Origin of the sequence: Bradyrhizobium sp. AZCC 2230 (assembly GCF_036924495.1) — a bacterium.
GTDB lineage: Bacteria > Pseudomonadota > Alphaproteobacteria > Rhizobiales > Xanthobacteraceae > Bradyrhizobium > Bradyrhizobium rifense.
Genome location: NZ_JAZHRS010000001.1, coordinates 9,088,337 through 9,109,846 on the forward strand (window position 1 = coordinate 9,088,337; position 21,510 = coordinate 9,109,846).

A 21,510-nucleotide genomic window follows, 5' to 3' on the forward strand; every position below is an offset into this window, starting at 1 on the left:
AATCGTTGGATGCGCGCTTGAGTTTCACGCTTCCTTCTTGGTCGCCAAAACGAACTGGACGAGCCTGACCGCGGCAATGCCCGCGCAGCCTGCGACGATCTTCTCGGACGCATCGAACAAGGTGCCGTGGCGATCGGGGGTCAGTGTCTGAAGCAACTCGAAGATGATGGCGCTTCCGATCACGATCACGCAAACCATGCGTGTGCGCCGAGGGTAGGCCAGTGCGAAGAGGCTACCGAGTGTCAGGAAGGCGACGGCGTGCTCCAAATGCGCCCAGGTCGAGATATTCACCCCAAAAAGGAATGGTTTGATCCTGCTGTAGATCGAATAGATGAATTGTACTTTGGTCAGCGTGGCATAACCGATCAGGGAAATTGCGGCCCAGGCGGCAATTGCAAGCGCGGTTGTGACAATCGATCTGTTCATTCCTCGCTTATGCAGGGCAAAGCGCGAAGCGTCCATAGTTTTCGCGGTGAGATCCTCTCCGAGGGGCTGTGCTCCTTTGCGTTAACCGGCCTTTCTCGGTCTCGGCGCGCTCGAAAGCTTAACCACGTCTCGGGCGAGCAGTACTCGCCTCGGCCGAGAGTAGGATAGACTGGTCATCGTCGCACTAAAGGGGAGGGCGAACGGAGCGAGGATATCGATGAAAGCCACGACGTTTACCGTAGCGACTGTCGCGATTGTGGCGATACTCGCTCCTTCCATTGTCGAAGCGGGCGACGGAGCGAGACTCTATCGCAAACCTCATTGGCGCAGCGCTTACGGATACGATGCACGCCTCGCGCGGATTGCGCCTCCTGTGGTGACCGTCGTGACGCCAGACCTCTCCTACCCGGTCGCACGTTACGTCTCCAACAGGCTGGATGACGGTTACGACTATCCATTCGGGTACGGCGAATACGCGATTTATGGGAGGTGGGCGCGCGATAGCTATGGCCGCCCGGACGTGACGCGATGTCGTCTGATTTGGTTCGACGGTCCGCGCTTGCGCAGCCTCAATCGCTGCAATTGATATCAGGTCTCTGCGCTGAAGGGTTGGGATCGATCCTACGCGCTTTAGCTGTTCCAGGAGAGCCCGTCACCGGTATCGGTCAAGGGCGTGCCTGAACATCAACCTCACTTGCCGTTCACACGCGTCCGTTTGTTGCCGCTCCGCCTGGGCCTCTTCGTTGCCGAGGTCGAGCTCTCCTTCCGCACGGCCTTACGAAGCGCGAGAACTTCCGCATAGCGCAAGCACAATGATTTCTCGATCGGGTCGAGTGTAACGCTCTTGGATACGTTGATGCGCTGCAAGTCGAGTTCTCCTGCAAACATTTAACGAACTTCTGTTTTTTCGATCTATGGTGCAGACCTATAGGTGCGGCCGGATTTCGATACAAATGAACTCGCCGGTTAAGCTTGATGGCCGATTCGATTCCCCCATGTGTGCCATTAACTTGCCGAAAAGCTTAACGCCTGGCTTTCGTGTGGCCGCGCATTCTCGCCGGTTTGCTACCCCCATATTCAGGCTGGCTCGAAGTTACCGGTTCCATTAACTCGATGAACACGAGGCGGGATGAGGATACCCCGAAATGCAAGGCTACTTGTTTGGGGGCATCATGACCGTCGACACGAACAAATCTTCGGCGCCGCAGCGCATCAGGAAGCTTCGTCATGGCAGGCGCCGGTCAGGGGCGGCCGGGTATACGTTGCTCGAGCTGCTCGTCGTGATGGGCATCCTCGCCGCGCTTACCGCCATGGCGACGCCGCAAGTGATGGGCTATTTCGGAAAGGCGAAGACGCAATCCGCTCAGCTTCAGATCGAGAACATCAACACAGCGCTCGAGATGTACTACGTGGAGAATGGCTCCTATCCGAGCTCGGGCGCAGGACTGAGGGCATTGGTTGAAGCGACGCCGGAAGCGCCTCGCTGGAACGGCCCCTATTTGAAGAACGCCAAGACTTTGCTCGATCCGTGGGGCCGCCCCTATCAGTACTCCGTCTCGGAGCAGGGCGAATACAATGTCTACTCGCTCGGGCCGACGGGTAAGGGGACCAGGAAGCCTGCCTCCGCAGCGAGCGCGAGCCGTGCCTGGGCAGATAATGGGTGATACGATGGAGCTGGACCAACGCGCCTGCGTTCGCTGAAACCGGAGTCGGCGCAGAAACTTCAGATAGCTGGCGCTCAACGGAAGCGTGGTTGGTTGGAAAATTGCGAAACGAGGTGCAGGCGAATTGGAGTCGGGCTGGCGGTTACCCTGCCTGGTTCATCAGCCCCGATAGTCTCTATTTTTACTCCCGACTGAATTGACGGCGGCGGCGCGGCCGCTAAAGTTGGCTTTTTTTACATGAGATAACACCCATGCCCTTTTCGCGTTCTGGTGGTGTGCGCCTCAAGCCAAAGCTGACCCTCAGGTCTCTTTCCGAACTTTCGAGACTGCGATCGCCAGCGAGCGACGGGAATGTGGCTGACCGGAACGGGTCCGATCGTGCGGTCTTGGCCCAGAGAGTTGTCTGTGCGATGCGAAGGGGCGACGACAAGGAGCCTCGCGGTGGGCAGGACTAATCTGCCCTCATGCCGGTGTTAGGCGTCCGATTTTGCAGCCGCTAACAGTTGGACCAGACGTTGTCGACTGCTCGAGCCAAGCCATCGCTTCGCAAGAGTGAATGTTAACATTGGCCCGCCATCGGAAACCGGGCTTCGTGGGCGGCCTATTTGGCGTGTTTCAGATGATCGTGTTGCTGAGCTGCGATGGCATCGGCTCGCGCTTGTTCTAGTTCGACCTCCCGCCTCAGCCTGAGCACTTCTTCGCGCATGCGACTGAGCGCCGAGTTTGGCGACCGACTTGCTGAAGGCGTGGATTGCTTCTTGCCCATAAGGGAAGCAATAGTGAGACTCGCAGAGTGAGCAACAGAACTCGGAATTTAACCTAACCGATCAACCTTACCGAGTAGATCTGATCAACTCGGCGACCACCCTGTTCGGCGGGACGGGAGACCGCATGTGGCATGAGACCACGCTTTAGCTCGACCGTCGCGGCACCGCTGGGCGAGCGGCGCTTTCTCGACTGACGTGTTCCAACCGTTCGGCTAAGCTCGGATGGTGTATTGGGCTCTCGCGCTCGTAACGCTCGCTTGCAATCCCGGAGATCGATTGATCGATCTCAGTGGCAAGATCCCTCGTGCCGTCAAGACGATCGATTTGCTCATTTCGGTCGAACCCTTCTACACCCGGCTTTACGTCTACCAGCCGGGGTTTCCCGACAGCACCCAGAGCTGCTGCCGCAACCTGCCCAGCTCCATCCTCAAGCTCAACGTCATCAACGGACGATTCTGCGTCAGGCAGAGCCAGCCGCAGATGAAATGGAAGTTGCAGATCATCGGTCGGCCTGACGACGTGGTGTGACCCTCGATCTTTAGCCAAGCCGATCATCAATCAAATCTCTGCAGCGGGAACTAACAGGCCAAAACTGGAAAAACGTTAAGCTGAGATCTCCTTGGTCTCGCTCCAAAGTCCAAAAACGTGGTTCTTAGTCGAGTTTTTCATACCTGGTCGGGAACCATTGCTCTTCGGACGGGAAGCGAGAATGTGTGGAGAATGTTCGGCCTCATGGACTTCAGTCAGTCGCTTAACGACATCGGTCTGCCTTCGTCTACCTTAGCTCCTCGTACCGTTCCAGCGTCCTTTGGCCAACCTTCTTCTTTCTGCGGCCTGGTGCGCCGGCGGCGATCCATCGATCGATTCATTGTCCCAGCGTCAGCTTACTGGGATCAACATGGTCGCCAGTGTCGCCTGATGTTTGCGACTCCGCCCCCTGGTCGCTCCCGCGCATGTCCTACACGGGATATCGCGCGACGCGCCGCGCGAAGCCTGACCCCGACGGAAGCCGATCAGCGGGTAAAAGAGAGGCCAATCCGTGATGGAGCTTGCGACGCTCAGCGCCCACTGCATGCCTTTGGTTGGATCATCGAGAGACAGCCGTTTCGCTCAGCCCACTTTTCGATTGCTTTCGATATCAGCGGACCAAGTCCGATCGCAGCGAGCAACCAGACGGCCGCCTTTTGTAGGAACGACCGCATTAGACTCCCCCTCGACGGACAAGCGGCACAATTGAGGTTGCTTGCGCTTAACTGTGTAAAGCCTGGGTCTCTCGATCTACCAATCAATCCGATCGGCCCGGAGCCGCCGGCGATCGATTTCCTCGCGCAGGACGTCGGCTCGCTGCTTTGCGGTGGTGCCTAGGAGACGGTGAGGGCCGCCATATAGGCGATCTGCGGTGACTTGTTCGCGGATGTTGCCGTAAAGGCGGAGGACGTGTTCGTCGCTCAGGTCCTCTATACTCATGACGCAATAGCCTTTGATCTGGAAAGGCGCCAGCTTTCCGCAACCTGCGCGTGAGGTCAATGGGCGTCGGGCAGATCCCACGACAAAAGTGAGCTAGGCAGCCGCCCTTAATATCGGAATTTCGAAATTTCTTAGAAATGTGCCGCAAACAGTCTGTTGCCCCTGGACATAGGGCGGGTCAGTTTTAACCGCTCGCCCGATGTGCTCCCTGACCTGTCCCGTGATTTGATAGTCGAGACCGAATAGCGTCGCAAAAATATTGCGATGCTTGTATTCGGAGTCGACCGTAAGAGCTTCCATGTTTTGCTCGTGGAAGCCAAACCCCAAGATTACAATGACGTGCGCGTCCAATATCGCCTTCTTGATTGCATCGTCCACGTCCTGTGCGAGCTGTTCCGTCAAGGTCAATATGCGATCGGCGGCCGATATCGGGTTGGTGCTGTAATCACCGAATGCTAATTCACCCCAGAGGGATCCTAGAGCGCCATAAGGGCGGATCATTCTCAGCGAACGCACGACGGTCCGAGCATCGTCTCTACTGACTGCGCCGCGTTGGTGGAATGCGTGAAATAAATACTGCTCCACACAACGATCGTAATTGAAGTTGATGATCGTGACGTTTTGGAAGGTCTTAAGCAGGTCCTCTCGCTTCAGGTTCCGCTTAGCCATCGCGAAGAATTGGTGAAGCCACGTCTGATCGAACTTGGCGAACTCGGTCGGGTCGTTTGCGAGCGAAAGAACACTTGAATGTTCCGCTCCGAGTATCGATCGAGCGATTCCGATTTGTTCCAAGCTTTACCGCTAGCGGATTTCCGGAAAGCCAATTCAGGGCGTCGTCGACAGATGGGCTCGAAAGTAGGGTGGAATGCAGTTCGTTTGCCGCCGCGATGTAGTCGTCGCGCTGCTCAGTTATGTAGTGCTCAAAGAGGTAAGTGAGAAGATTTCCCTCGTTGGCCAGCGCTGGATGCAGCGAGATCGCGATTGACTTCGCAAGCGCTGGCCCTAGTGGGAGCCCACACTCCACGCTTGCTCCCGCACCCAGCACGAACACGGTTGGTTTGTGGAACATCCGAAGGCTCCTAGCCGCTTCAAGGGCATAGCATTTCGCAGCTTTTGCGTGAGAACAATCCAGCCAGCGCGCGCTCCACAAACAAAAAGACCGTCCAGAGGCGGGTCTTCCTGCTGTTCTGATGGGGAGGCTATCAGGCCGCGGAAAGGACGTTGCGGCGGCGATACGTCATGAGGCCAACGCTGGCAAAGCCGAGAATCAGCATCGCCCAGGTTGAGGGCTCGGGGACGGCACTCATTTGATAAACGGCATTGATTTCGAACGAATAAATTATCTGTCCGGAAATGTATTGAGCTTGGTCCCATTCACCGGTCGGACTGTAAGCGTCGATTTCTCGATAAGACATGTTTCGAAAATCAAAACCGGCGAGGTCATAGGACGCGGGAAGAGCTAGGGAGCTGAGTGCAGTCGCAGTGTTATCGACCAGATTCAGTTGAAAGTCGGTTTCAAGTGCATGCGTCTGTGCTGCTGTGGCGTACGTCGTCGACCCGAAGACATCTACACGATCCTGCCCGGATGAGCCGTTGGAGATTCTTACGATGTTCCCTCCCGATACCGTACTTGACGGAAAGTAGATCGTGAGGCCGCCGGTCGAATAGTCCAGAGCGTTTGGAAAATACGAAACCGACGCGGCACCGGTGTTATAGCTAAACTGGCCATGCACAGTCTGCCCGACTTGGGTGCCTGCTCCCGCGTTGGCTAAGAAGGTGAGGTCTCCATCGAGCTCGATCGCGGTAATGGTTGCGTCGTAACCAAAGGTCAAAGTGGTTGCGCTTGCCGCCGAACGCGGAGGGATTGACAGCGCAGCTCCTAGAAGCAGCGCAAGCGAAAAATGAGATTTTCCCAACAACATCGAATTCCCCATTTAAAATTAAAATAAACCACGGTTCCTGTATTTGGTCAATTTGATGATCCAGATGGCTTTTGCCCGGTCTTCGGATGCTCAACCGGAAGTATCGAGATATTGACGCCTTGAATGCATAATCTTCGGAAAGGCGGAAACGTTGTCCTATCCGCTTCGTCGAAAGCCACGCGAACCAGATTTGGAGCCCCTACTGTTAGAAGTGAGAGTACGACGTTCGGAATAAGGACCGACGTTGGGAGGCTCGAATCCCCGCTTTTGTTTCCGATTGATCGGCTCGTTCATCTGCACGTTACTCCGCAGATTCGACCCGCATTATATCGTTCACTATTTGTTCCGTTTAGGCAATTGCGCAATTCGCGATGCGAACTCACTGGTTAATCGCTTTTGGTGAGTAGGAACCGCCAAGTGTTGAAAATATTGGCTTTTTGGCCTTGACTGCCGGAAGGGTGACCGGATGATCGCCGCAAGAGTTTTCTCGGGGTTCATCAGTTCTGCCCGAGCCCAGGCGAGCGCTGCGGCGATGGTTCCGATACGTTAACTCTGATGTCCCGGTTTTAATTCGAACACGTCGGGCGGCCGTCATTGCGCCGGGGACTGTTCATGCTGTGACCTTCACCGCGGCCGGTAAGATCGCTCTCGTCGCGGCGTCTTGGCGCAAGTTAACTCTCACGTTTGCCCCTCCCGCCCAGCCCCCGCCGCTCTTTGAAGCGGTGCGCGTACAACGCTCGCAAGCGGCGAATGGTTTGGTGATCTAGTCCTTGCGGAAGTATAGTTGCGTCGATTTCCCGTCCCGCTTCATTGCGTGCTTTGCCATACGTTTTGCGGCTCGCCCCAAATCTGCCATGACGAAAACTGGCGGCCGTTGGATGGGGCGGAAGCCGTTGCGCTCCGCTATCGACTTAAGCGTCGTGTGTGTGAAGCAGTTGATGTGCTCAAGAGGGTCAGCCAAACGATGATCGCGAGCCGTCAAAATGTCAGTGAGGCCGGCGCAATCTGGTGTTTCTAGTACAAGGATGGCGCCAGGGGCGGCGAGTTCAGCTAGATTCGCCAAGACGGAATTTGGACTGTCGAGATGCTCCATCACCTCGAACAACGTGATGGCGTGAAATTTACCGGCAACATCATCGAGCGAGCTCTTGATATCCACGGCTGCTTTTGAGCGACGCCCTACCGAGCGATCGACGCCGATAGCTTCGAAGCCGAAATGAGTACATGCTTCGATGAAGGAACCAAAGCCGCAGCCAAAATCGAGAAGGCGAACGGCTTCTTGTCCGCGAATGGACCGGGTGACAGCTTCTATCCTGAGGATGTGTTCGACGTGTGCGGTTGCCGAAGAGAAGGTGCGGGGAAACGCCGGTCCAAGGCGACGCTCAAACTCGACGATGGCGTCGGCGCTCATCCAGCGGCTAAAGCGCCGCTCGTTCCACTCTTCATTGAGTATCCGCCGATGGAATATCTGGGCGCAATCGGAGCATTTCGCGAGAGACCACGTTGCTGATTGCAAGTGAGGCAAGGGATCTTCACCCCACGGGTCAGCGGCTAAAAAGCCGTGCAGCGGTTCGTCGGTATACCGACCGTTCGATAGTTCCGAGAAATTGGTCGATCCGCAATTGATGCAACGCTGCCGATCGATGAAAAAGGCCTGGGGAACATGAGTCGGCATTTTCGTCTCCGAAAGGGTTAGCACTACCCCACGTTGCCCCACCTGCCTAGCCCTTGACAGGCGGGAAGTTCACTCCCCCAGGGGGATCGGCCATTTGTCGGGGAACGTCGGGTCGCTCTTCGCCCGCGCTTCCTCTCATTTAACCTCGCGGCGCAGGTATCCGATTTGCGAGAATGCCCGGTTTGCCCGGGCTATGCAGTCAGCCTGGTTCGGCCGTACGACACGACGTCGAAGCGATTGAGGCCGAGCTCGATGGAAGGAGCAGTCCAATGGTAACCATTACGGAGCAGGTGCCGGCCGGACGACTGGAGCTCGGCACGACGGTGACGATCGTGGCGCCGTCGGCGGCGTCATTCGTCTGGCCGAACGTAGCCGAAGGTGCGCAAGCTCGAAGCATTGATCTATCGGCTTCGTCCCGATCTCGACACTGATCGCGATTTTCAGAGCATGAACCACACGCGCGAACCATCGCGAAACTACGTCGGCCTGAACCTAAATAGACAAGGCGGCCAAAAGTCGGAGCGACTCGGCAGACACTTCAAAGATCTTCAATCGAACGACTTGCTGATGTTGGACAGCATCGTCGTTGGGGCTCGAAAATAGCGGCCGCTGTTGTATTGCTCGTCCGCGAAATGAAGAGCGAGGAGAGCAACAAGGGTAGCGATTGAAACTCTCAAAGCAGCCTATTGGCTGCCCCTTAAGTCGCGGTTAAAATGATCGCACGCGGAAGGTCTGTAAGCTTGATGCATCGCCGCAAATCGGGGACGCATGGCGTCGGGGGCATGAGCAACAAGCGCGACCAGGACGAACTCGCCGAGTACTATCTCCACGCCGCCGGCGTCGCGGCGATGTGGATCGATGAGGCCGGACATATCGGCGCCGTCGACGTCGCAACGGTCGACGAACAACCCGGCCGGATCATCTACTGCTGCCTCCGCGGCGAACACTTCCGCCTCAGCTATCACCTGTACAATGGAAGTAATCGGTCCAGGCCTCGACCGAAGCGATCGCGCGCACGCTCGAGGAGATGGCCGCATGATGGCCATCGGCCTCGCGAAGCACATCACCGCCGTCGATCGAGCCCGTGCCGCCGTCGCGGCGGTCGACCATGCCCTCGAGAAGATGTCCGCCAGCGGCGGGATGCGCGAGCGGAATGCCGCGTTCAAGGAGGCGCGGAGCGTCGAGCCAGCGCTGCTACGCGACATTTATCGAAGCGAAAAAGGCTGCCATGATCGAGGAAGCCGCCAGGCACGCGAACGCGTAGTCTATCCGAAATGTGGCTGTCTGAGGCGAGGTGCAACATGGCGCAGAAAACCTCACGGATCGAAACTGTCACGGTCGAGGGTCCGTCGACCTTGCGCATCCGATGGCGCGGCGGGCGGGCGACGGACACCATCAATCTCGCCGGAAGGATTGCCAGCGGTGGCGATACCCTTGCGCCCCTGAGGGAGCCCACGATGTTCGCCCGCGCGCATGTCGCATCTCACAGCGCGGCCGTTGCCTGGGACGATGATGACCTCTCGATCAACGCTATGCATCTCAAGGTGCTGGCCAACGAGTAGCGGTCCGCGCACCTGATCCGGCGTCGTGCGGGGCGGGTCATGGCCGCTTCGTTCTGGATGGTGCTGGCAGGGTGACGGTTCGCAGTCCGAATTGCTGGTTAGGACAGGGCGTCGTCACAATGAACGGACCATTCCAAGTTGCACGGTGCCCCACGACATGCCTTCTCCCAGAAGAGCTAGAGGTCCTGAGACCCGAACCTTTGTTGTTACGTTGTTACTGGGGAGAGCCAGGAGCATTACGTCGTCCTCCGACGGATCATTATTGCCGATATTGGGCCGCGATCGGCGATCGAGTGGCTGATGGCGTTTGACGTGGCGGAACTATCTTGGGAAATCCGTAGCTATCGGTCCCTGCGCCATAAACTTCTTGAGGTCTTTCGGCACCGAGCTGTTGACACGGCACTTAGCCAAATTTGGCATCGCCGAACCTGCGAAAAAGGCAGCGAAAGCGCATCTTGCAAAGAACATCTTGGATTGGCGGCTAGATTCCGAGGCTACCGCTGAATCCGATCGTCGTCCCTTGTCCTGCGGGTTCGATCCAAGCGCGATTAGCGTGGAGGTCTATGTACACGTTCGCGAACAGCACGTCTTCTTTGAAGGGCTGATCAACTCGGCCTCGCTCCATTGATTAAATCTGCTGCGTGAAATCGCTCGTGGTCGCCTTGCGAAGGGAAGCGAACCTTACGCGATGACGCATGTTGAATACGGCAGGAGCTCCTCATTCTGCTGGTGCTACGTTTGTTGCCGGCACTCGCGATCGCCGCAGCCGGTCAATCAAAAGGTAAATCACGGGCGTGGTGTAGAGGGTCAGGACCTGCGAGACGAACAGGCCGCCGATGATGGTGATGCCGAGCGGGCGCCGCAGCTCTGTGCCCGGCCCGGTCGCGACCACCAGCGGAATGCCGGCGAATAGCGCCGCCATGGTCGTCATCAGGATCGGGCGGAAGCGCGCCTGGCAGGCCTCGAAGATCGCTTCCGCCGAGGACAGGCCGCGCTGGCGCTCGGCATCGAGCGCGAAGTCGACCATCATGATGCCGTTCTTCTTGACGATGCCGATCAAGAGGATGATGCCGACAAAGGCGATCACCGTCAGCGGTGTGTTGGTGATCTGGAGCGCGAGCAGCGCGCCCAGGCCGGCCGATGGCAGCGTCGAGATGATCGTGAGCGGTTGGGCCAGGCTCTCATAGAGCACGCCGAGCACGATATACATCGCCACCAGCGCGCCGAGGATCAGGAGTGGTTGACGCCCGCTGGTCCTGGCGAAATCGCCGGCATTGCCATCGAAGCTGCCGCGGATGCCTTCCGGCATGTGCAGCTCGTCGACCGCGCGCTGGATGTTTTGGGTTGCAGCCTGAAGCGGCACGTCGGGCAGCAGATTGAACGATACCGTGGTCGAAGGCACCGATTGCGAATGATAGACCGCGAGTGCGGCGAGCCCACGTGTCGCGTGCACCACGGCCGACAGCGGCACCTGGGTATTGTTCGCTCCGCGGACAAAGACGCGATCGAGATTAGACGGATCGACCTGGAATTTCGGATCGATCTCCAGCACGATCATGTACTGGTTGCGCTGGGTGTAGATGATCGAGATCTGCCGCTGCGAAAAGGCGTTGTTCAGCGCGTTGTCCAATGTCCTGGACGCGGACCCCGAGGATCGAGGCCTTCTGGCGGTCGATCGCGAGCGTCAGCTGCAATCCGTTCGGATCGCGGTCGCTGGAGACGTCGGTGATGCCCTCAACGGTCTCCATGCGCTGGGCCACGATCGGCGCCCATTTCTGCAGCAGGCCGAGATCGGCGCTGGTGAGCGTATATTGGTAGTTGGAGTCGCTCTGCCGTCCACCGGCGCGAACGTCCTGGGCGGCGAACATGAACAGGCGAATACCCGCGACCGGATAGAGCGCGCTGCGCAACCGGTCGATCACGATTTCGGTCGAGACAAATCCGCGCTGGTCCGGCGGTTTCAAGTTGATGAACATGGTGCCGCGGTTTGCGCCTTGACCTCCGGGACCTCCGCCGCTTCCGACAACCGAGCCGAGCCCGGCCACCGCCGGATCTGCGAGAACGATATCGGCGAGCTGTTGCTGTAGGCCCAGCATCGATTGGAAGGAGGTGTCGGCGGAGGCGCGCGTTGCGCCGATCACAAAGCCGGAATCGTCCGTCGGGAAATAGCCCTTGGGCACCTTGATGTAGAGCGTGACCGTGAGGCCGATGGTCGCGAAGAACACCAGCAGCGTCAGCAACGGGAATTCGAGCGCCGCGCGCAAGCTGCGGGCATAGAAGGCGACGATGCGCGACAGGGAGCCTTCGATGAGGCGGTCGAACAGCGTTGCGGAGGTGGACGTGGTCTGCCGGATGTAATGGGCGCAGATCATCGGCGTGACCGTCAGCGACACCAGCGTCGAGACCAGGATTGCGAAGGTCAGCGTCAGCGAGAACTCGCGCAGCAGGCGGCCGACGATGCCGTCCATGAAGATCAGGGGCGTGAAGGCGGCGATCAGCGACAGGCTGATCGAGACCACGGTAAAGCCGATCTGCCGCGCGCCCTCCTGCGCCGCCTGGAACGGCTGCATGCCGCGCTCAAGATTGCGGTACATGTTCTCGATCATGACGATCGCATCGTCGACTACGAATCCGACCGAGATGGCGAGCGCCATCAGCGACAGATTGTCGATCGAGAAGCCAGCGATCCACATGCCCGCGCAGGTCCCGGCCAGGGCCAGCGGCACCGAGATGCCGGCGGCGATCGTCGGCGTGAGCCGGCGCAGGAATACGAACACGACGATCATGACGAGGAACGCCGTTGCCAACAACGTCCACTGCATGTCGGTCACGCTGGCGCGGATGGTGCCGGTGCGGTCGACCAGAGTGGAGATGTCAACGCCGGCAGGGATCCACTGCTTCAGGGCGGGGATCAGCGCTTTCACGCCGTCGACCGTGTCGATGACGTTGGCATCGCCTTGTTTCCTGATCTCGATCAGCACTGCGGGCTGCTTGTTGAACCAGGCGACCGAACGTACGTTCTTCACGGAATCTTCGATGTCGGCGACGTCGGAGAGCCGCACGAAATTGCCGTTGGAGCTCTTGACGAGGATGTCGCGGAACTCCTTCGCCGAGCGCATCTGGCGGTTGAGCGAAAGCGTCTCGCTCTGGCGCTCGCCGTTGAAGATGCCGACGGGACCGAGCGGATTGGCGTTGATGATGGCGGTCCGCACGTCGTCGGTCGCGATTCCCGCATTCGACAGCGCGACGGGGTTGAGCTGAATGCGCACCGCCGGCTGATCGGCCCCGCTGACCGTGACATTGCCGACGCCCGGCACCTGCGCGATGCGCTGCAGCAGCACGGTGTCCGCGACGTCGTAGAGGGCGGCCGTCGAGAGTGTCCTGGATGTGAGGGCGAGGACGTAGACGGGAGCGCCGGACGTATTCGCCTTGCCAAAGCGCGGAAGCGAGGGCAGGTCGGCTGGCAGGTCGGGCAGCGCGGCGTTGATTGCGGCCTGGACGTCCCTGGCGGCGCGATCGAGGCTGCGGCCGATGTCGAATTGCAGGAGGACGCTGCTCAAGCCGAGTGTGCTGGTCGAGGTGATCTGGTTGACACCGGAGATTTCGCCGAGCCGCCGCTCGAGCGGCGCGGCCACGGTGCTGGCCATGATCGAGGGATCTGCGCCCGGGCGAAACGCGTAGACGAAGATGGTCGGGAAATCGACGTTCGGAACGGAGGCGACCGGCAAGAACCGGTAGGCCACGATACCGAGGAGCAGCAGCCCGACCGAGAGCAGCGTCGTGCCGACTGGCCTGCGGATGAAGGGCTGTGAGATCGACAGCATACAGTTCCTGTCGGCTCCTTGGGCGGTCCTGCAGAGCCAACCTCATCTATTAAGGCAAGTGGATCAAATCTGCGCTGACGTCCCCAAGGCGCCAATTTCGGCACTTCGTTACGGACTAATCGTGAAAGCAGGTTCCTTACCACTAGTGCAGCTGTGCTTACTCGAGGCGGATACCACCGAAATACCCTTAGCAGATATACATCGTTGATATCTATCCTTGGTTGCGATTAAGCGGCTAGTAGGATGGTAGGTGGTTAAGCTATCATCAGGAACGCTTCCGATAGGGTTGCTCCGTCGCAAGCTCAACCGCGTCAGAGACTAACTGAAATCTAGCTACCAAAACAATCTTGATGAAATGGCCGAATATGCGAAGAAGGAAGCGCGAAGAATATAGCAAAGTGTGTTTGGATCGGTAGCTCAGTTCGATCGCTTCAGCCGAGATCGGCCGCCGTCTGCTGGCGTATGTCCCTGGTCGAGCCTTGATTAATTTTTGAGTCCATGCATGAGCTTGACGCTTAAGTTGACAAGGCACTTGGCGCGAATCTGCGGTTTCCCGGCGCAGCCGAAAAGCCGAAGATCTCCTGTCGGACCCACTGGCCGGCCAAAAGTGCTCGTCCTCGGCATATACATGGCTCAGAAGAGCAATTACGTGGAGCACCTGGTTAAAGTGTTTGGAAGGGCGCGCTGCGTATCCATCGAGCAGCGCTGGGTCTCCGTGATGGGGGGGCCTCCAAGTGAGGAGGTCCGTCTTGTGACCGCCGAGACACTTAAGGCTCTCAGGCCAAAATGGCAAATCATCAATGAACTAATAACGCCTGATGACTTGGTGAATTTTGACTACTTTCTTTTTTCTGATGATGATGTGCTGGTAGCAGATGATTTCACCGACAGTTTTTTTGCCGTACAGCAGCAGCTGGGTTTTGCTTTGGCTCAGCCGGCTAGAACTTGGCGGAGCTTCACGGACCACGAAATCGTTAGGCGTCGACCACTCTTGCGAGCGCGACAGACGAATTTTGTTGAGGGCGGGCCTGTGGTTTCCTTCCGGCGCGATCTTCTGTCGCTGGTTCATCCCTTTAGTCTTGAGAGTCCCATGGGGTGGGGATATGATTTGACGTGGCCAATCATCGCCCGAAGCAGGGATCTACGGATCGGCATAATCGATTGCGTGCCGGTCGATCATAGTTTGCGTCCGCGCGGTGCCCTCTACCATGATCAGGAGCAGCTTGCGCTGATGTCCGCCTACTTGGCGCATCGCCCACACGTTGGTCCGGGAGAAGTGCGAGCAGTTATTCGACGATTCTGGTAGGAACCAAATATGCGTAAGAAGGATCGCTCCAACTGCAGTTGGACGAAAGCCCAGTGGTCGGACAATACGAATGATGGAATCACAGTCAAGCAAGCGTGTCTCGAAGCCCAAAGGCTTTCGCAGGCAGCTTTAGATCGAGCCTAGACGTATCTTTTGGTAGCATCGATCTAGTATTGCCTGCCACCATCGCCTGTTTTCCCAATCGTCTCAACCCCATGGCACGACGCGCTCCAGCGCGAGTTGGTCGTGATTTAGACTTCTCCGTGCCGAGTGCACCTACGGAAAGATCAGATGCGCGTACTTGTGCTGGCGGATGACTGCAATCCAGATTGGCCGTCGTTGCCTGTAGTTGGTTACAAGGCTGCCAAGGCTCTTGCCGAGAGGGCGCAAGTTGTTGTCGCTACGCATGTGAGAAACAGAGAGAATATCGAGCGGGCCGGATTCGGAGCGGTCACGGTTGAGTTCATTGACAATGAATATGTTGCGGCTCCTCTCTACAAGCTCGCGACCCTCGTTCGCGGTGGTAATGCCGTGGGTTGGACCACCAACATTGCAATGGCTTATCCGGCCTATATTGCGTTTGAGTGGGAAGTCTGGAAGCGTTTTAAGGCTGATTTCAAAGCTAGGCGTTTCGATGTAGTCCACCGGCTGACGCCGATGTCGCCAACGCTTCCGAGCCCGCTGGCCTCTTGGTTAAAGCCCTACGGAATTCCTTTTGTCCTGGGGCCCCTCAATGGCGGTTTGAAATGGCCGGCCGAATTCCGTTCGGAGCTAGCGCGCGAGCGCGAATGGCTCTCATATGTTCGAGGCGCCTATCGATATCTGCCCTATCGCAGGTCCACCTATCGAGATAGCTCTGCAATACTTGCTGCCTTTAATCACACGGCCAGCGATATCGGCGACGGCTTTCAAGCCCGCATGATCAATTTTCCCGAAGTTGGTATTGATCCCAGCGTTTTTGTCGAGTCCGCCGCAAAGCGGCAGACAGGACAAAAGATATTTCTCTTTGTTGGTCGGTTGGTACCTTACAAGCTCCCGCAATTGGCGGTTGAGGCCTTTGGGATGCACCCGGCGCTGCAACAACATCGGATGATCGTGGTGGGCGATGGACCGGAGCGGCCAGAGCTGGAGCGGCTGATCATGCAGAATGGCTGGTCCGGTCGGATCGAGCTCGTGGGCTGGAAGACACAGAGTGAGGTTGCGAAGTTCATGCGTCTCGCCGATGTTTTCGTGCAGCCGTCGATCCGCGAACTTGGCGCTGGCGTGGTGATCGAAGCAATGGCTTGCGGGTTGCCCTGCGTCGTTACGGATTACGGCGGCCCAGCAACGTTGATCGATGTGGACCGCGGCATCAAGCTGCCTGTCGGGCCATATGATCAACTGAGGGCCGGGTTCGGCGAGGCATTGGCCCGCCTCGCGGTGGATAACGATTTGATAGCCCGCTTGGGCGCAGCTGCCAGGGAGCATGCTCAAGCCTATTACACTTGGGACCGCAAAGCGGACAGCTTGCTCCGGATCTACGATTGGGTACGAACGGGAGGGCCCAAGCCCAGTTTCTTTTGGAGCAGGTCGCCACGAAATCTTAACAACGAGTAGGTAGCTCGAGGCTCCGGGACTGACGAAAATGGCGTAAAGATTATTTGGGTTAACGGACTTTTGCATAACGGAAGTAAATTTCGCAAGGATTGATGGTTCATCATTGTTCCAAGATAACCAAACACCATTGTCGTGTTTTTCCGGGGTTCCGAATTAACTCCAATGCAGGCAATGCGAGGTTCCATTGGAGGGAGGCAAGCCAACAAAAAGGACCCGGTTCATGCGCCGCTTGATCGATCGTAGAACATTTCTCCAATCGACCGGCCTGACGGCCATTTCCTCGCTTGTGCCCGATCGCATGGGTTGGGCGGCTCCGACGACATTGCAGGCGAAGCCAGCGGCGAGTGCGATCAGCACCGCCGCAGCGAAGTTCAACGGCGGCCTTAGCCAAGTCGGCGTCAATGCGCTTCAATGGGGGGGCGCATATCCGTTTATCAATCTCTTGAAGACCGCGCAAACGTGGTCGCTGAATGATGGAACAGGCGCTCCGGATCCTAATACGCTTGATAGCGACGGCTACCCAACCAAGATCACCAATGGCGGAGTTTATACCGTATTCTTTGTTCCCTCCCAAGCGTCGCGCCCGGGCAATTACGTCATTACTTGGAGTGGGAACGGTATTTTGTCTCTTGGGATGAACAACACCAAGGTGTCGGGGAGCCTGACGAGCACCGGCGGGTCGGGGAGGTATGTTTTCTCGACGACAGACAGTAGGTTCGTCCTTCGAATTTCTGCTTTGGGATCGCCGTACATCACAAACGTGCAGGTATTTCACGCCTCGGATGAGGCTGCGCTTAATGCTGGTCAAGTATTCGGCGTAAAGTTCAAGGAGCGCTTGCTTGAGGCAAAATTTGGCGTCATTCGCTTTCTAGGATGGCAGAATGGTAACACCACAAATGTAACGACTTGGGCTACTCGCAAGCCTCTCACATACTTCTCGTATCACAGCTACGAGTTGCGTCCGAGCCTTTATGCCGGGGTGACGTCGAATATCGGATCAGCATACAGCGCGACACTTCCTGACTTTAAGCTGGTGGACAAGGCAACGGTCATTCTCAAGTTCAACGTTAGCTGCAATGGTCCCTGCACGCTGAATGTGAATGGAACTAGGCCGGTTCAAATATTGAGTGAGTATTCTGGACCGCTTGCCGCATGGTCGAACTCATTTCCGGTAGGGGGCACGTCTCAAAGCATGGCAACCCTGGTGTACGATGCGACCCTTGATGCCTGGATCAAGCAGGGAGGGGACCTCGCGGCCGGAAGTGTCGGTCTGGACAACGGCTGCCCTCTAGAGTTGATGGTCAGACTGAGCGCTGAGGTCGGAGCGCATCCGTACTTTGTCACTCCCCCGCTCGCGATCGATCCTGCAACCGACTTCATGCCGAGCCTGGCGGCTTACTGCAAAGCAAACGGTCCCGCTTGGATGATCCCGCGCTTTGAGGGGCCAAATGAGGTGTGGAACACCGCTGCGAACTTCTTTCAAACGGGCTACGCAAACGCAAAAGCCACGGCCTATGGCTGGGGACCGGACTTCCACAACTGGTATGGTAAGGCGATGTCTGTCTTGGGTCAGATTGTCAGCAAGGCCTACGGAGATGATCGAACCAAGTATCAAGTGCTTTGCGGCGTTCAGACTGGCTACGGCCAAACAACAGCTGGAACAAAAGCATGCGATGATAGACTAGAATCTTCGAAGTACCTTGCACAAGCGAGCGCCGCCCAATCGCCGTATACAAAGTCGGCCGCCCGGAATTGGGTGACACATGTCGTTTGTGCCCAATATATTACCCCTACTGAGTATAATTCTGCACAAGAGACCATCGATGCTGCAGCATTCGCAGCGGGTGGCGCCGACATACAGGCATCCATAGCCTCAGCTTATGCTGCAACCACTAACAGTGGGAGTGGGACATTCACTGTGGCGAGCGTGGCAACTATGTATGCTAATTGGAAGACTTGGGCGCTGTCCCATGGTGTAAAGAAAATGACCGGCTACGAAGGTGGATACTCGCCAGACTACGGTGGGTCGAGTGCAGTTCGGGCGCTCCGAGCCGCATCCAAACAGGCGCCTGTTCTTACGACCATCACATCGTTGAATTACAAGAACTTTGTTGGGTTGACCGACGCCGAGTTCGTGGCCGAATTTCCATCGTGCTTTATGCTGTCGGGAGCCGCGCCCTCTGTCTCTGCGTGGGCTGTCTTGGAAGACATTTACCAAGCTACAAGTCCACCTCAGTGGACAGCCATTGGTGCATTCAACAAGGGATTATAGAAACTCAGCCTGAGCTCATAGGAAGCTATGATTTCGTAACCGAGGGGGAAGCCTGCTTCCCCCTCGGTTTGTCATTTGATCGACCTTGCACTATAGCGCCTCGGCCAGGGCTTCTATATTGTATACCTGCATTTCGGTTTGCGGTCCGATTAGCCAAAGTGCCGGTAAATTGTTGGAAACAGATCAATGACGGACGAGCTTAGTGCGAATTGGATGGCCTATTTTGCTATCCTCGGATGGCCGCTCGTCGCTCTGATATTGTATCAGATGAGGCCATTCGCTGAGGCTACGGCTTGGACGGTGCTCGGCGCACTGCTGTTTCTGCCTTCGCATGTCGCCATCAAGTTCCCGTTGATACCCGCTATCGACAAGAATTCAGTCGCGAGTGTTTCGATCCTGATCGGCTCTATCTTATTCGCACCGCGCCCGTCGCGAACTGCGAAAGGTGGAGGGCTCGTGGCGGTCCTGGCCATCATCTATGTCGTGTCGCCAATAATTACGTCGGTTCTGAATGGTGATGCTATTCTGGCCGGGGAGCGAGTAATACCGGCGGTGGGTTACTATGATGGCGTTTCGGCGATGCTTAGCCAGGCCATTTTGCTCGTCCCGTTTTTTGTGGGACGCCGCTTCATTGTTCACGAGGCTGACGTTCGCACGGTACTGCGAGTGTTGGTCGTTGCTGGAGCGATATACTCGCTGCCAATGCTTTTCGAAATACGAATGAGTCCACAACTTTCGCAGTCTATTTACGGAACTTTCTCGTCGAGCTTTCCCGTCGAAATGCGTTATGGTGGTTTCCGGCCTGTCGTGTTCATGATCAACGGGCTCGCTGCGGCCTTCTTCTTATCGACAGCCGTTCTTGCAGCACTGGCATTCTGGCGGACGGGGAGCAAAATAGCCGGCTATCCCGCATCGGGCTTTAGTGCGTATCTCAGTATTGTACTTGTTCTTTGCAAGTCGGCGGGCGCCTTGATGTACGCCATTGCCATCGGAGCGGTGGTTCGTTTTTTCTCGCCTTCTCTTCAGAAGAGGGTCGCTGTGTTTCTTGCTTGTCTGTCGCTCGCTTATCCTCTTTTGCGAATGAATGATCTTTTTCCAACAAACAAGATATTGGAGGTAGTCTCGTCCGTGAACGACGATAGGGCTGGTTCTCTGAGGGTGCGCTTTGACCAGGAGCAGGAGTTGCTTGCGCATGCTTCAGAGCGTTTTTGGTTTGGATGGGGACGATATGGCCGCAACAGGATGTATGACGAAAGTGGAAGCGACATAAGCATTACTGATGGTCAATGGATTGTTACGTTCGGCCAATTTGGCTTTTTCGGCTTTATTGCTCAGTTTGGACTGCTTGCCTTCCCGGTCTTTGTTGCATTGCGCGGTAACAAGGCGATCCGTGCTGAGCGCGATGCGGTGTTCTTGTGCTGTCTCTCCCTTGTGGTCGCGATTTCAATCGTCGAGCAACTGCCGAATGCCTCAATCGCGGCATGGAACTGGTTGCTTGCCGGAGCATTGCTAGGAAGATCCATCAATGCTCAAGTCGAAAGCGCCAGTCGCTCTCATCCGAAATCTATCGGTGGAGTCCTGCGGCCGAAAGAAATAGCCGGTCGTAGTCTGATGCACGACGCATGAAGATGCATCCACCGATTCTGTCGTCACCTCAAACATCGCAAGACTTACGCAGTCTGAGGCAGCGGGCATTGAACGCTGGAGTCTGGAGCTTTGCTGGCTTTAGCTTCAGTTATACGTTCCGTTTTGGCAGCAATCTGCTGATGACCCGACTCTTGCTTCCGGAGATGTTTGGACTCATGGCGATGGCGATGATGGTGCTCATCGGCCTCGCGCTGTTTTCGGATCTTGGGATCAAGCAAGGTGTTGTGCAGAATAAACGAGGTGGTGAGCCTGCGTTCCTGAACACCGCGTGGTCAGTCCAGATATTGCGTGGAATCGTCCTGTGCGTGTGTGCGTGCGTAGCGAGTTTCTTGCTGGGCCTTTGTTCTTGGCTTGAGGTGTTGCCGAAGGGCAGCGTCTATGCCGATCCCCTTTTGCCGTATTTGATAAGCGTATTGTCGCTTTCTATGGTCATTTCGGGCTTTGAATCCACGAAGTCAATTCAAGCTAGTCGCGATCTGCTGTTGGCGAAGGTCACGCGAATTGAGATCGTTTCTCAATTGATCGGATTCTTGGTCATGCTTTCCTGGGCTCTGGCTCGCAGGGAGGTCTGGGCGCTCGTCGTCGGAACGCTGGCCTCAGTGGCTTCCAGAACCATTCTAACCCATGTCTGGTTGCCCGGCGTGTCAAATCGACTTCACTGGGATCAATCAGCGTATCGAGAACTTTTTCGATTCGGAAAGTGGTTGTTTTTTTCATCTGTACTGTTTTTTGCTGCAAGCAGTGGAGATCGAATATTACTGGGCGGGCTAGTCAATCCAGCAGTCTTGGGGAGCTATTCAATCGCCTTTCTGTTCTTCAGCTCGATCGATCAACTGCTCAATAAGCTAATTGTTGATGTGACCTACCCCGCTCTGAGTGAGGTCGCGCGTGAACGAAGAGAAGAGCTGGGCAGCGCGTACTATAAGTTTCATTCGATCGTCGCTGCTATGTCGTACTTTATCTCGGGACTGCTCATGCTTTCCGGGGCGACTATTGTGTCTACTCTCTACGATAGTCGCTACCTGCAGGCAGGTTGGATGCTTGAAATTTTGGCCGCCGCAATATTGAGCTTTCCGTTTCGTGTTGTAACGCAAACGTTCTTGGCGCTCGGCTTGGCCCATACATTCTTTTATCTTAACGTTGTTCGTGTTGTTGCGCTCTTCATTGCACTTCCAATCGGCTTTAGGTTCTGGGAGGTGGAGGGTGCCATTTGGGGTGTCGTGCTATCCTATTTCTCTAGCCTGCCATTGATCTTGTATTATGCTGTGCCGTTGCGCTTGCTCAAGCTGAGAAAGGAGTTGCTAATTCTTCCCATGTTGCCCCTTGGCATGTTATTCGGCGAACTGATAAATCGAATCGTTCTTCTTGTGAGATTTTGATTT

Annotated in this window: 16 protein-coding genes and 1 pseudogene; 10 read left to right on the forward strand and 7 right to left on the reverse strand. The window is 56.6% G+C overall.

The window, feature by feature from the left end; all coding sequences use genetic code 11:
- Positions 1–24 precede the first annotated feature (24 nt).
- A complete protein-coding gene (locus V1280_RS43270) occupies positions 25–462 on the reverse strand; it encodes a hypothetical protein (protein WP_334537046.1) in 438 nt (145 codons plus the stop codon).
- Between the two features lie 181 nt (positions 463–643).
- Here V1280_RS43270 and V1280_RS43275 point away from each other — a divergent pair, with 181 nt between their 5' ends.
- The 3 genes from V1280_RS43275 (at position 644) to V1280_RS43285 (ending at position 3,385) form a co-directional block, all read left to right on the forward strand.
- Positions 644–1,012: a hypothetical protein gene (locus V1280_RS43275; protein WP_334537048.1), complete on the forward strand. Its 369-nt coding sequence runs from the start codon at positions 644–646 to the stop codon at positions 1,010–1,012.
- 586 nt (positions 1,013–1,598) lie between these two features.
- Entirely contained in the window at positions 1,599–2,090 is a 492-nt protein-coding gene (gspG, locus tag V1280_RS43280; protein ID WP_334537050.1) for a type II secretion system major pseudopilin GspG, read from the forward strand.
- Between the two features lie 1,043 nt (positions 2,091–3,133).
- Positions 3,134–3,385 (forward strand): hypothetical protein, encoded by a 252-nt coding sequence (locus V1280_RS43285; protein WP_334537052.1) that lies wholly within the window; start codon positions 3,134–3,136, stop codon positions 3,383–3,385.
- Between the two features lie 1,032 nt (positions 3,386–4,417).
- Here V1280_RS43285 and V1280_RS43290 read toward each other — a convergent pair.
- The 3 genes from V1280_RS43290 to V1280_RS43300 form a co-directional block, all read right to left on the reverse strand.
- Positions 4,418–5,116 carry a hypothetical protein gene (locus V1280_RS43290; RefSeq protein ID WP_334537054.1) on the reverse strand — a complete coding sequence of 233 codons (699 nt, stop codon included), beginning with the start codon at positions 5,114–5,116 and terminating at the stop codon, positions 4,418–4,420.
- Between the two features lie 410 nt (positions 5,117–5,526).
- Positions 5,527–6,246 carry a PEPxxWA-CTERM sorting domain-containing protein gene (locus V1280_RS43295; RefSeq protein ID WP_334537056.1) on the reverse strand — a complete coding sequence of 240 codons (720 nt, stop codon included), beginning with the start codon at positions 6,244–6,246 and terminating at the stop codon, positions 5,527–5,529.
- A gap of 763 nt (positions 6,247–7,009) precedes the next feature.
- Complete coding sequence (locus V1280_RS43300) at positions 7,010–7,921, reverse strand: class I SAM-dependent methyltransferase (protein WP_334537058.1); 912 nt, start codon at positions 7,919–7,921, stop codon at positions 7,010–7,012.
- A gap of 269 nt (positions 7,922–8,190) precedes the next feature.
- Here V1280_RS43300 and V1280_RS43305 point away from each other — a divergent pair, with 269 nt between their 5' ends.
- Positions 8,191–8,352: a hypothetical protein gene (locus V1280_RS43305; protein ID WP_334537060.1), complete on the forward strand. Its 162-nt coding sequence runs from the start codon at positions 8,191–8,193 to the stop codon at positions 8,350–8,352.
- 252 nt (positions 8,353–8,604) lie between these two features.
- Here the strand turns inward: V1280_RS43305 and V1280_RS43310 are convergent, their stop codons facing one another.
- The gene (locus V1280_RS43310; protein WP_334537062.1) at positions 8,605–8,868 is read right to left on the reverse strand and encodes a hypothetical protein; all 264 of its coding nucleotides are present in this window, start codon (positions 8,866–8,868) and stop codon (positions 8,605–8,607) included.
- A gap of 7 nt (positions 8,869–8,875) precedes the next feature.
- Positions 8,876–9,031 carry a hypothetical protein gene (locus V1280_RS43315; RefSeq protein WP_334537064.1) on the reverse strand — a complete coding sequence of 52 codons (156 nt, stop codon included), beginning with the start codon at positions 9,029–9,031 and terminating at the stop codon, positions 8,876–8,878.
- Positions 9,032–9,222: 191 nt separating this feature from the next.
- Here V1280_RS43315 and V1280_RS43320 point away from each other — a divergent pair, with 191 nt between their 5' ends.
- Positions 9,223–9,483: a hypothetical protein gene (locus V1280_RS43320; RefSeq protein ID WP_334537066.1), complete on the forward strand. Its 261-nt coding sequence runs from the start codon at positions 9,223–9,225 to the stop codon at positions 9,481–9,483.
- Between the two features lie 718 nt (positions 9,484–10,201).
- Here V1280_RS43320 and V1280_RS43325 read toward each other — a convergent pair.
- Positions 10,202–13,307 (reverse strand): annotated as a pseudogene (locus V1280_RS43325) (efflux RND transporter permease subunit).
- Between the two features lie 751 nt (positions 13,308–14,058).
- Between V1280_RS43325 and V1280_RS43330 the strand changes: the two are divergent.
- From V1280_RS43330 to V1280_RS43350, 5 genes are all read left to right on the forward strand, one after another.
- Positions 14,059–14,613: a hypothetical protein gene (locus V1280_RS43330; RefSeq protein ID WP_334537067.1), complete on the forward strand. Its 555-nt coding sequence runs from the start codon at positions 14,059–14,061 to the stop codon at positions 14,611–14,613.
- A 291-nt stretch (positions 14,614–14,904) separates the two neighbouring features.
- Positions 14,905–16,209, forward strand: a complete 1,305-nt coding sequence (locus V1280_RS43335; protein ID WP_334537069.1) for a glycosyltransferase family 4 protein — start codon at positions 14,905–14,907, stop codon at positions 16,207–16,209.
- A gap of 220 nt (positions 16,210–16,429) precedes the next feature.
- Entirely contained in the window at positions 16,430–18,481 is a 2,052-nt protein-coding gene (locus V1280_RS43340; protein ID WP_334537071.1) for a hypothetical protein, read from the forward strand.
- A 186-nt stretch (positions 18,482–18,667) separates the two neighbouring features.
- Positions 18,668–20,107, forward strand: a complete 1,440-nt coding sequence (locus V1280_RS43345) for a hypothetical protein (protein ID WP_334537073.1) — start codon at positions 18,668–18,670, stop codon at positions 20,105–20,107.
- A complete protein-coding gene (locus V1280_RS43350) occupies positions 20,104–21,507 on the forward strand; it encodes an oligosaccharide flippase family protein (RefSeq protein ID WP_334537075.1) in 1,404 nt (467 codons plus the stop codon). Before V1280_RS43345 ends, V1280_RS43350 begins: the two co-directional genes overlap by 4 nt.
- Positions 21,508–21,510: the final 3 nt, after the last annotated feature.

Coding starts and splice junctions, on each gene's coding strand:
- V1280_RS43305 (WP_334537060.1), top strand. CDS start 8,191: ATGGTAACCATTACGGAGCAGGTGCCGGCCGGACGACTGGAGCTCGGC.
- V1280_RS43340 (WP_334537071.1), top strand. CDS start 16,430: ATGCGCCGCTTGATCGATCGTAGAACATTTCTCCAATCGACCGGCCTG.
- V1280_RS43300 (WP_334537058.1), bottom strand. CDS start 7,921: ATGCCGACTCATGTTCCCCAGGCCTTTTTCATCGATCGGCAGCGTTGC.
- V1280_RS43335 (WP_334537069.1), top strand. CDS start 14,905: ATGCGCGTACTTGTGCTGGCGGATGACTGCAATCCAGATTGGCCGTCG.
- V1280_RS43275 (WP_334537048.1), top strand. CDS start 644: ATGAAAGCCACGACGTTTACCGTAGCGACTGTCGCGATTGTGGCGATA.
- V1280_RS43315 (WP_334537064.1), bottom strand. CDS start 9,031: ATGGTCGACCGCCGCGACGGCGGCACGGGCTCGATCGACGGCGGTGAT.
- V1280_RS43350 (WP_334537075.1), top strand. CDS start 20,104: ATGAAGATGCATCCACCGATTCTGTCGTCACCTCAAACATCGCAAGAC.
- V1280_RS43270 (WP_334537046.1), bottom strand. CDS start 462: ATGGACGCTTCGCGCTTTGCCCTGCATAAGCGAGGAATGAACAGATCG.
- V1280_RS43295 (WP_334537056.1), bottom strand. CDS start 6,246: ATGTTGTTGGGAAAATCTCATTTTTCGCTTGCGCTGCTTCTAGGAGCT.
- gspG (WP_334537050.1), top strand. CDS start 1,599: ATGACCGTCGACACGAACAAATCTTCGGCGCCGCAGCGCATCAGGAAG.
- V1280_RS43320 (WP_334537066.1), top strand. CDS start 9,223: ATGGCGCAGAAAACCTCACGGATCGAAACTGTCACGGTCGAGGGTCCG.
- V1280_RS43345 (WP_334537073.1), top strand. CDS start 18,668: ATGACGGACGAGCTTAGTGCGAATTGGATGGCCTATTTTGCTATCCTC.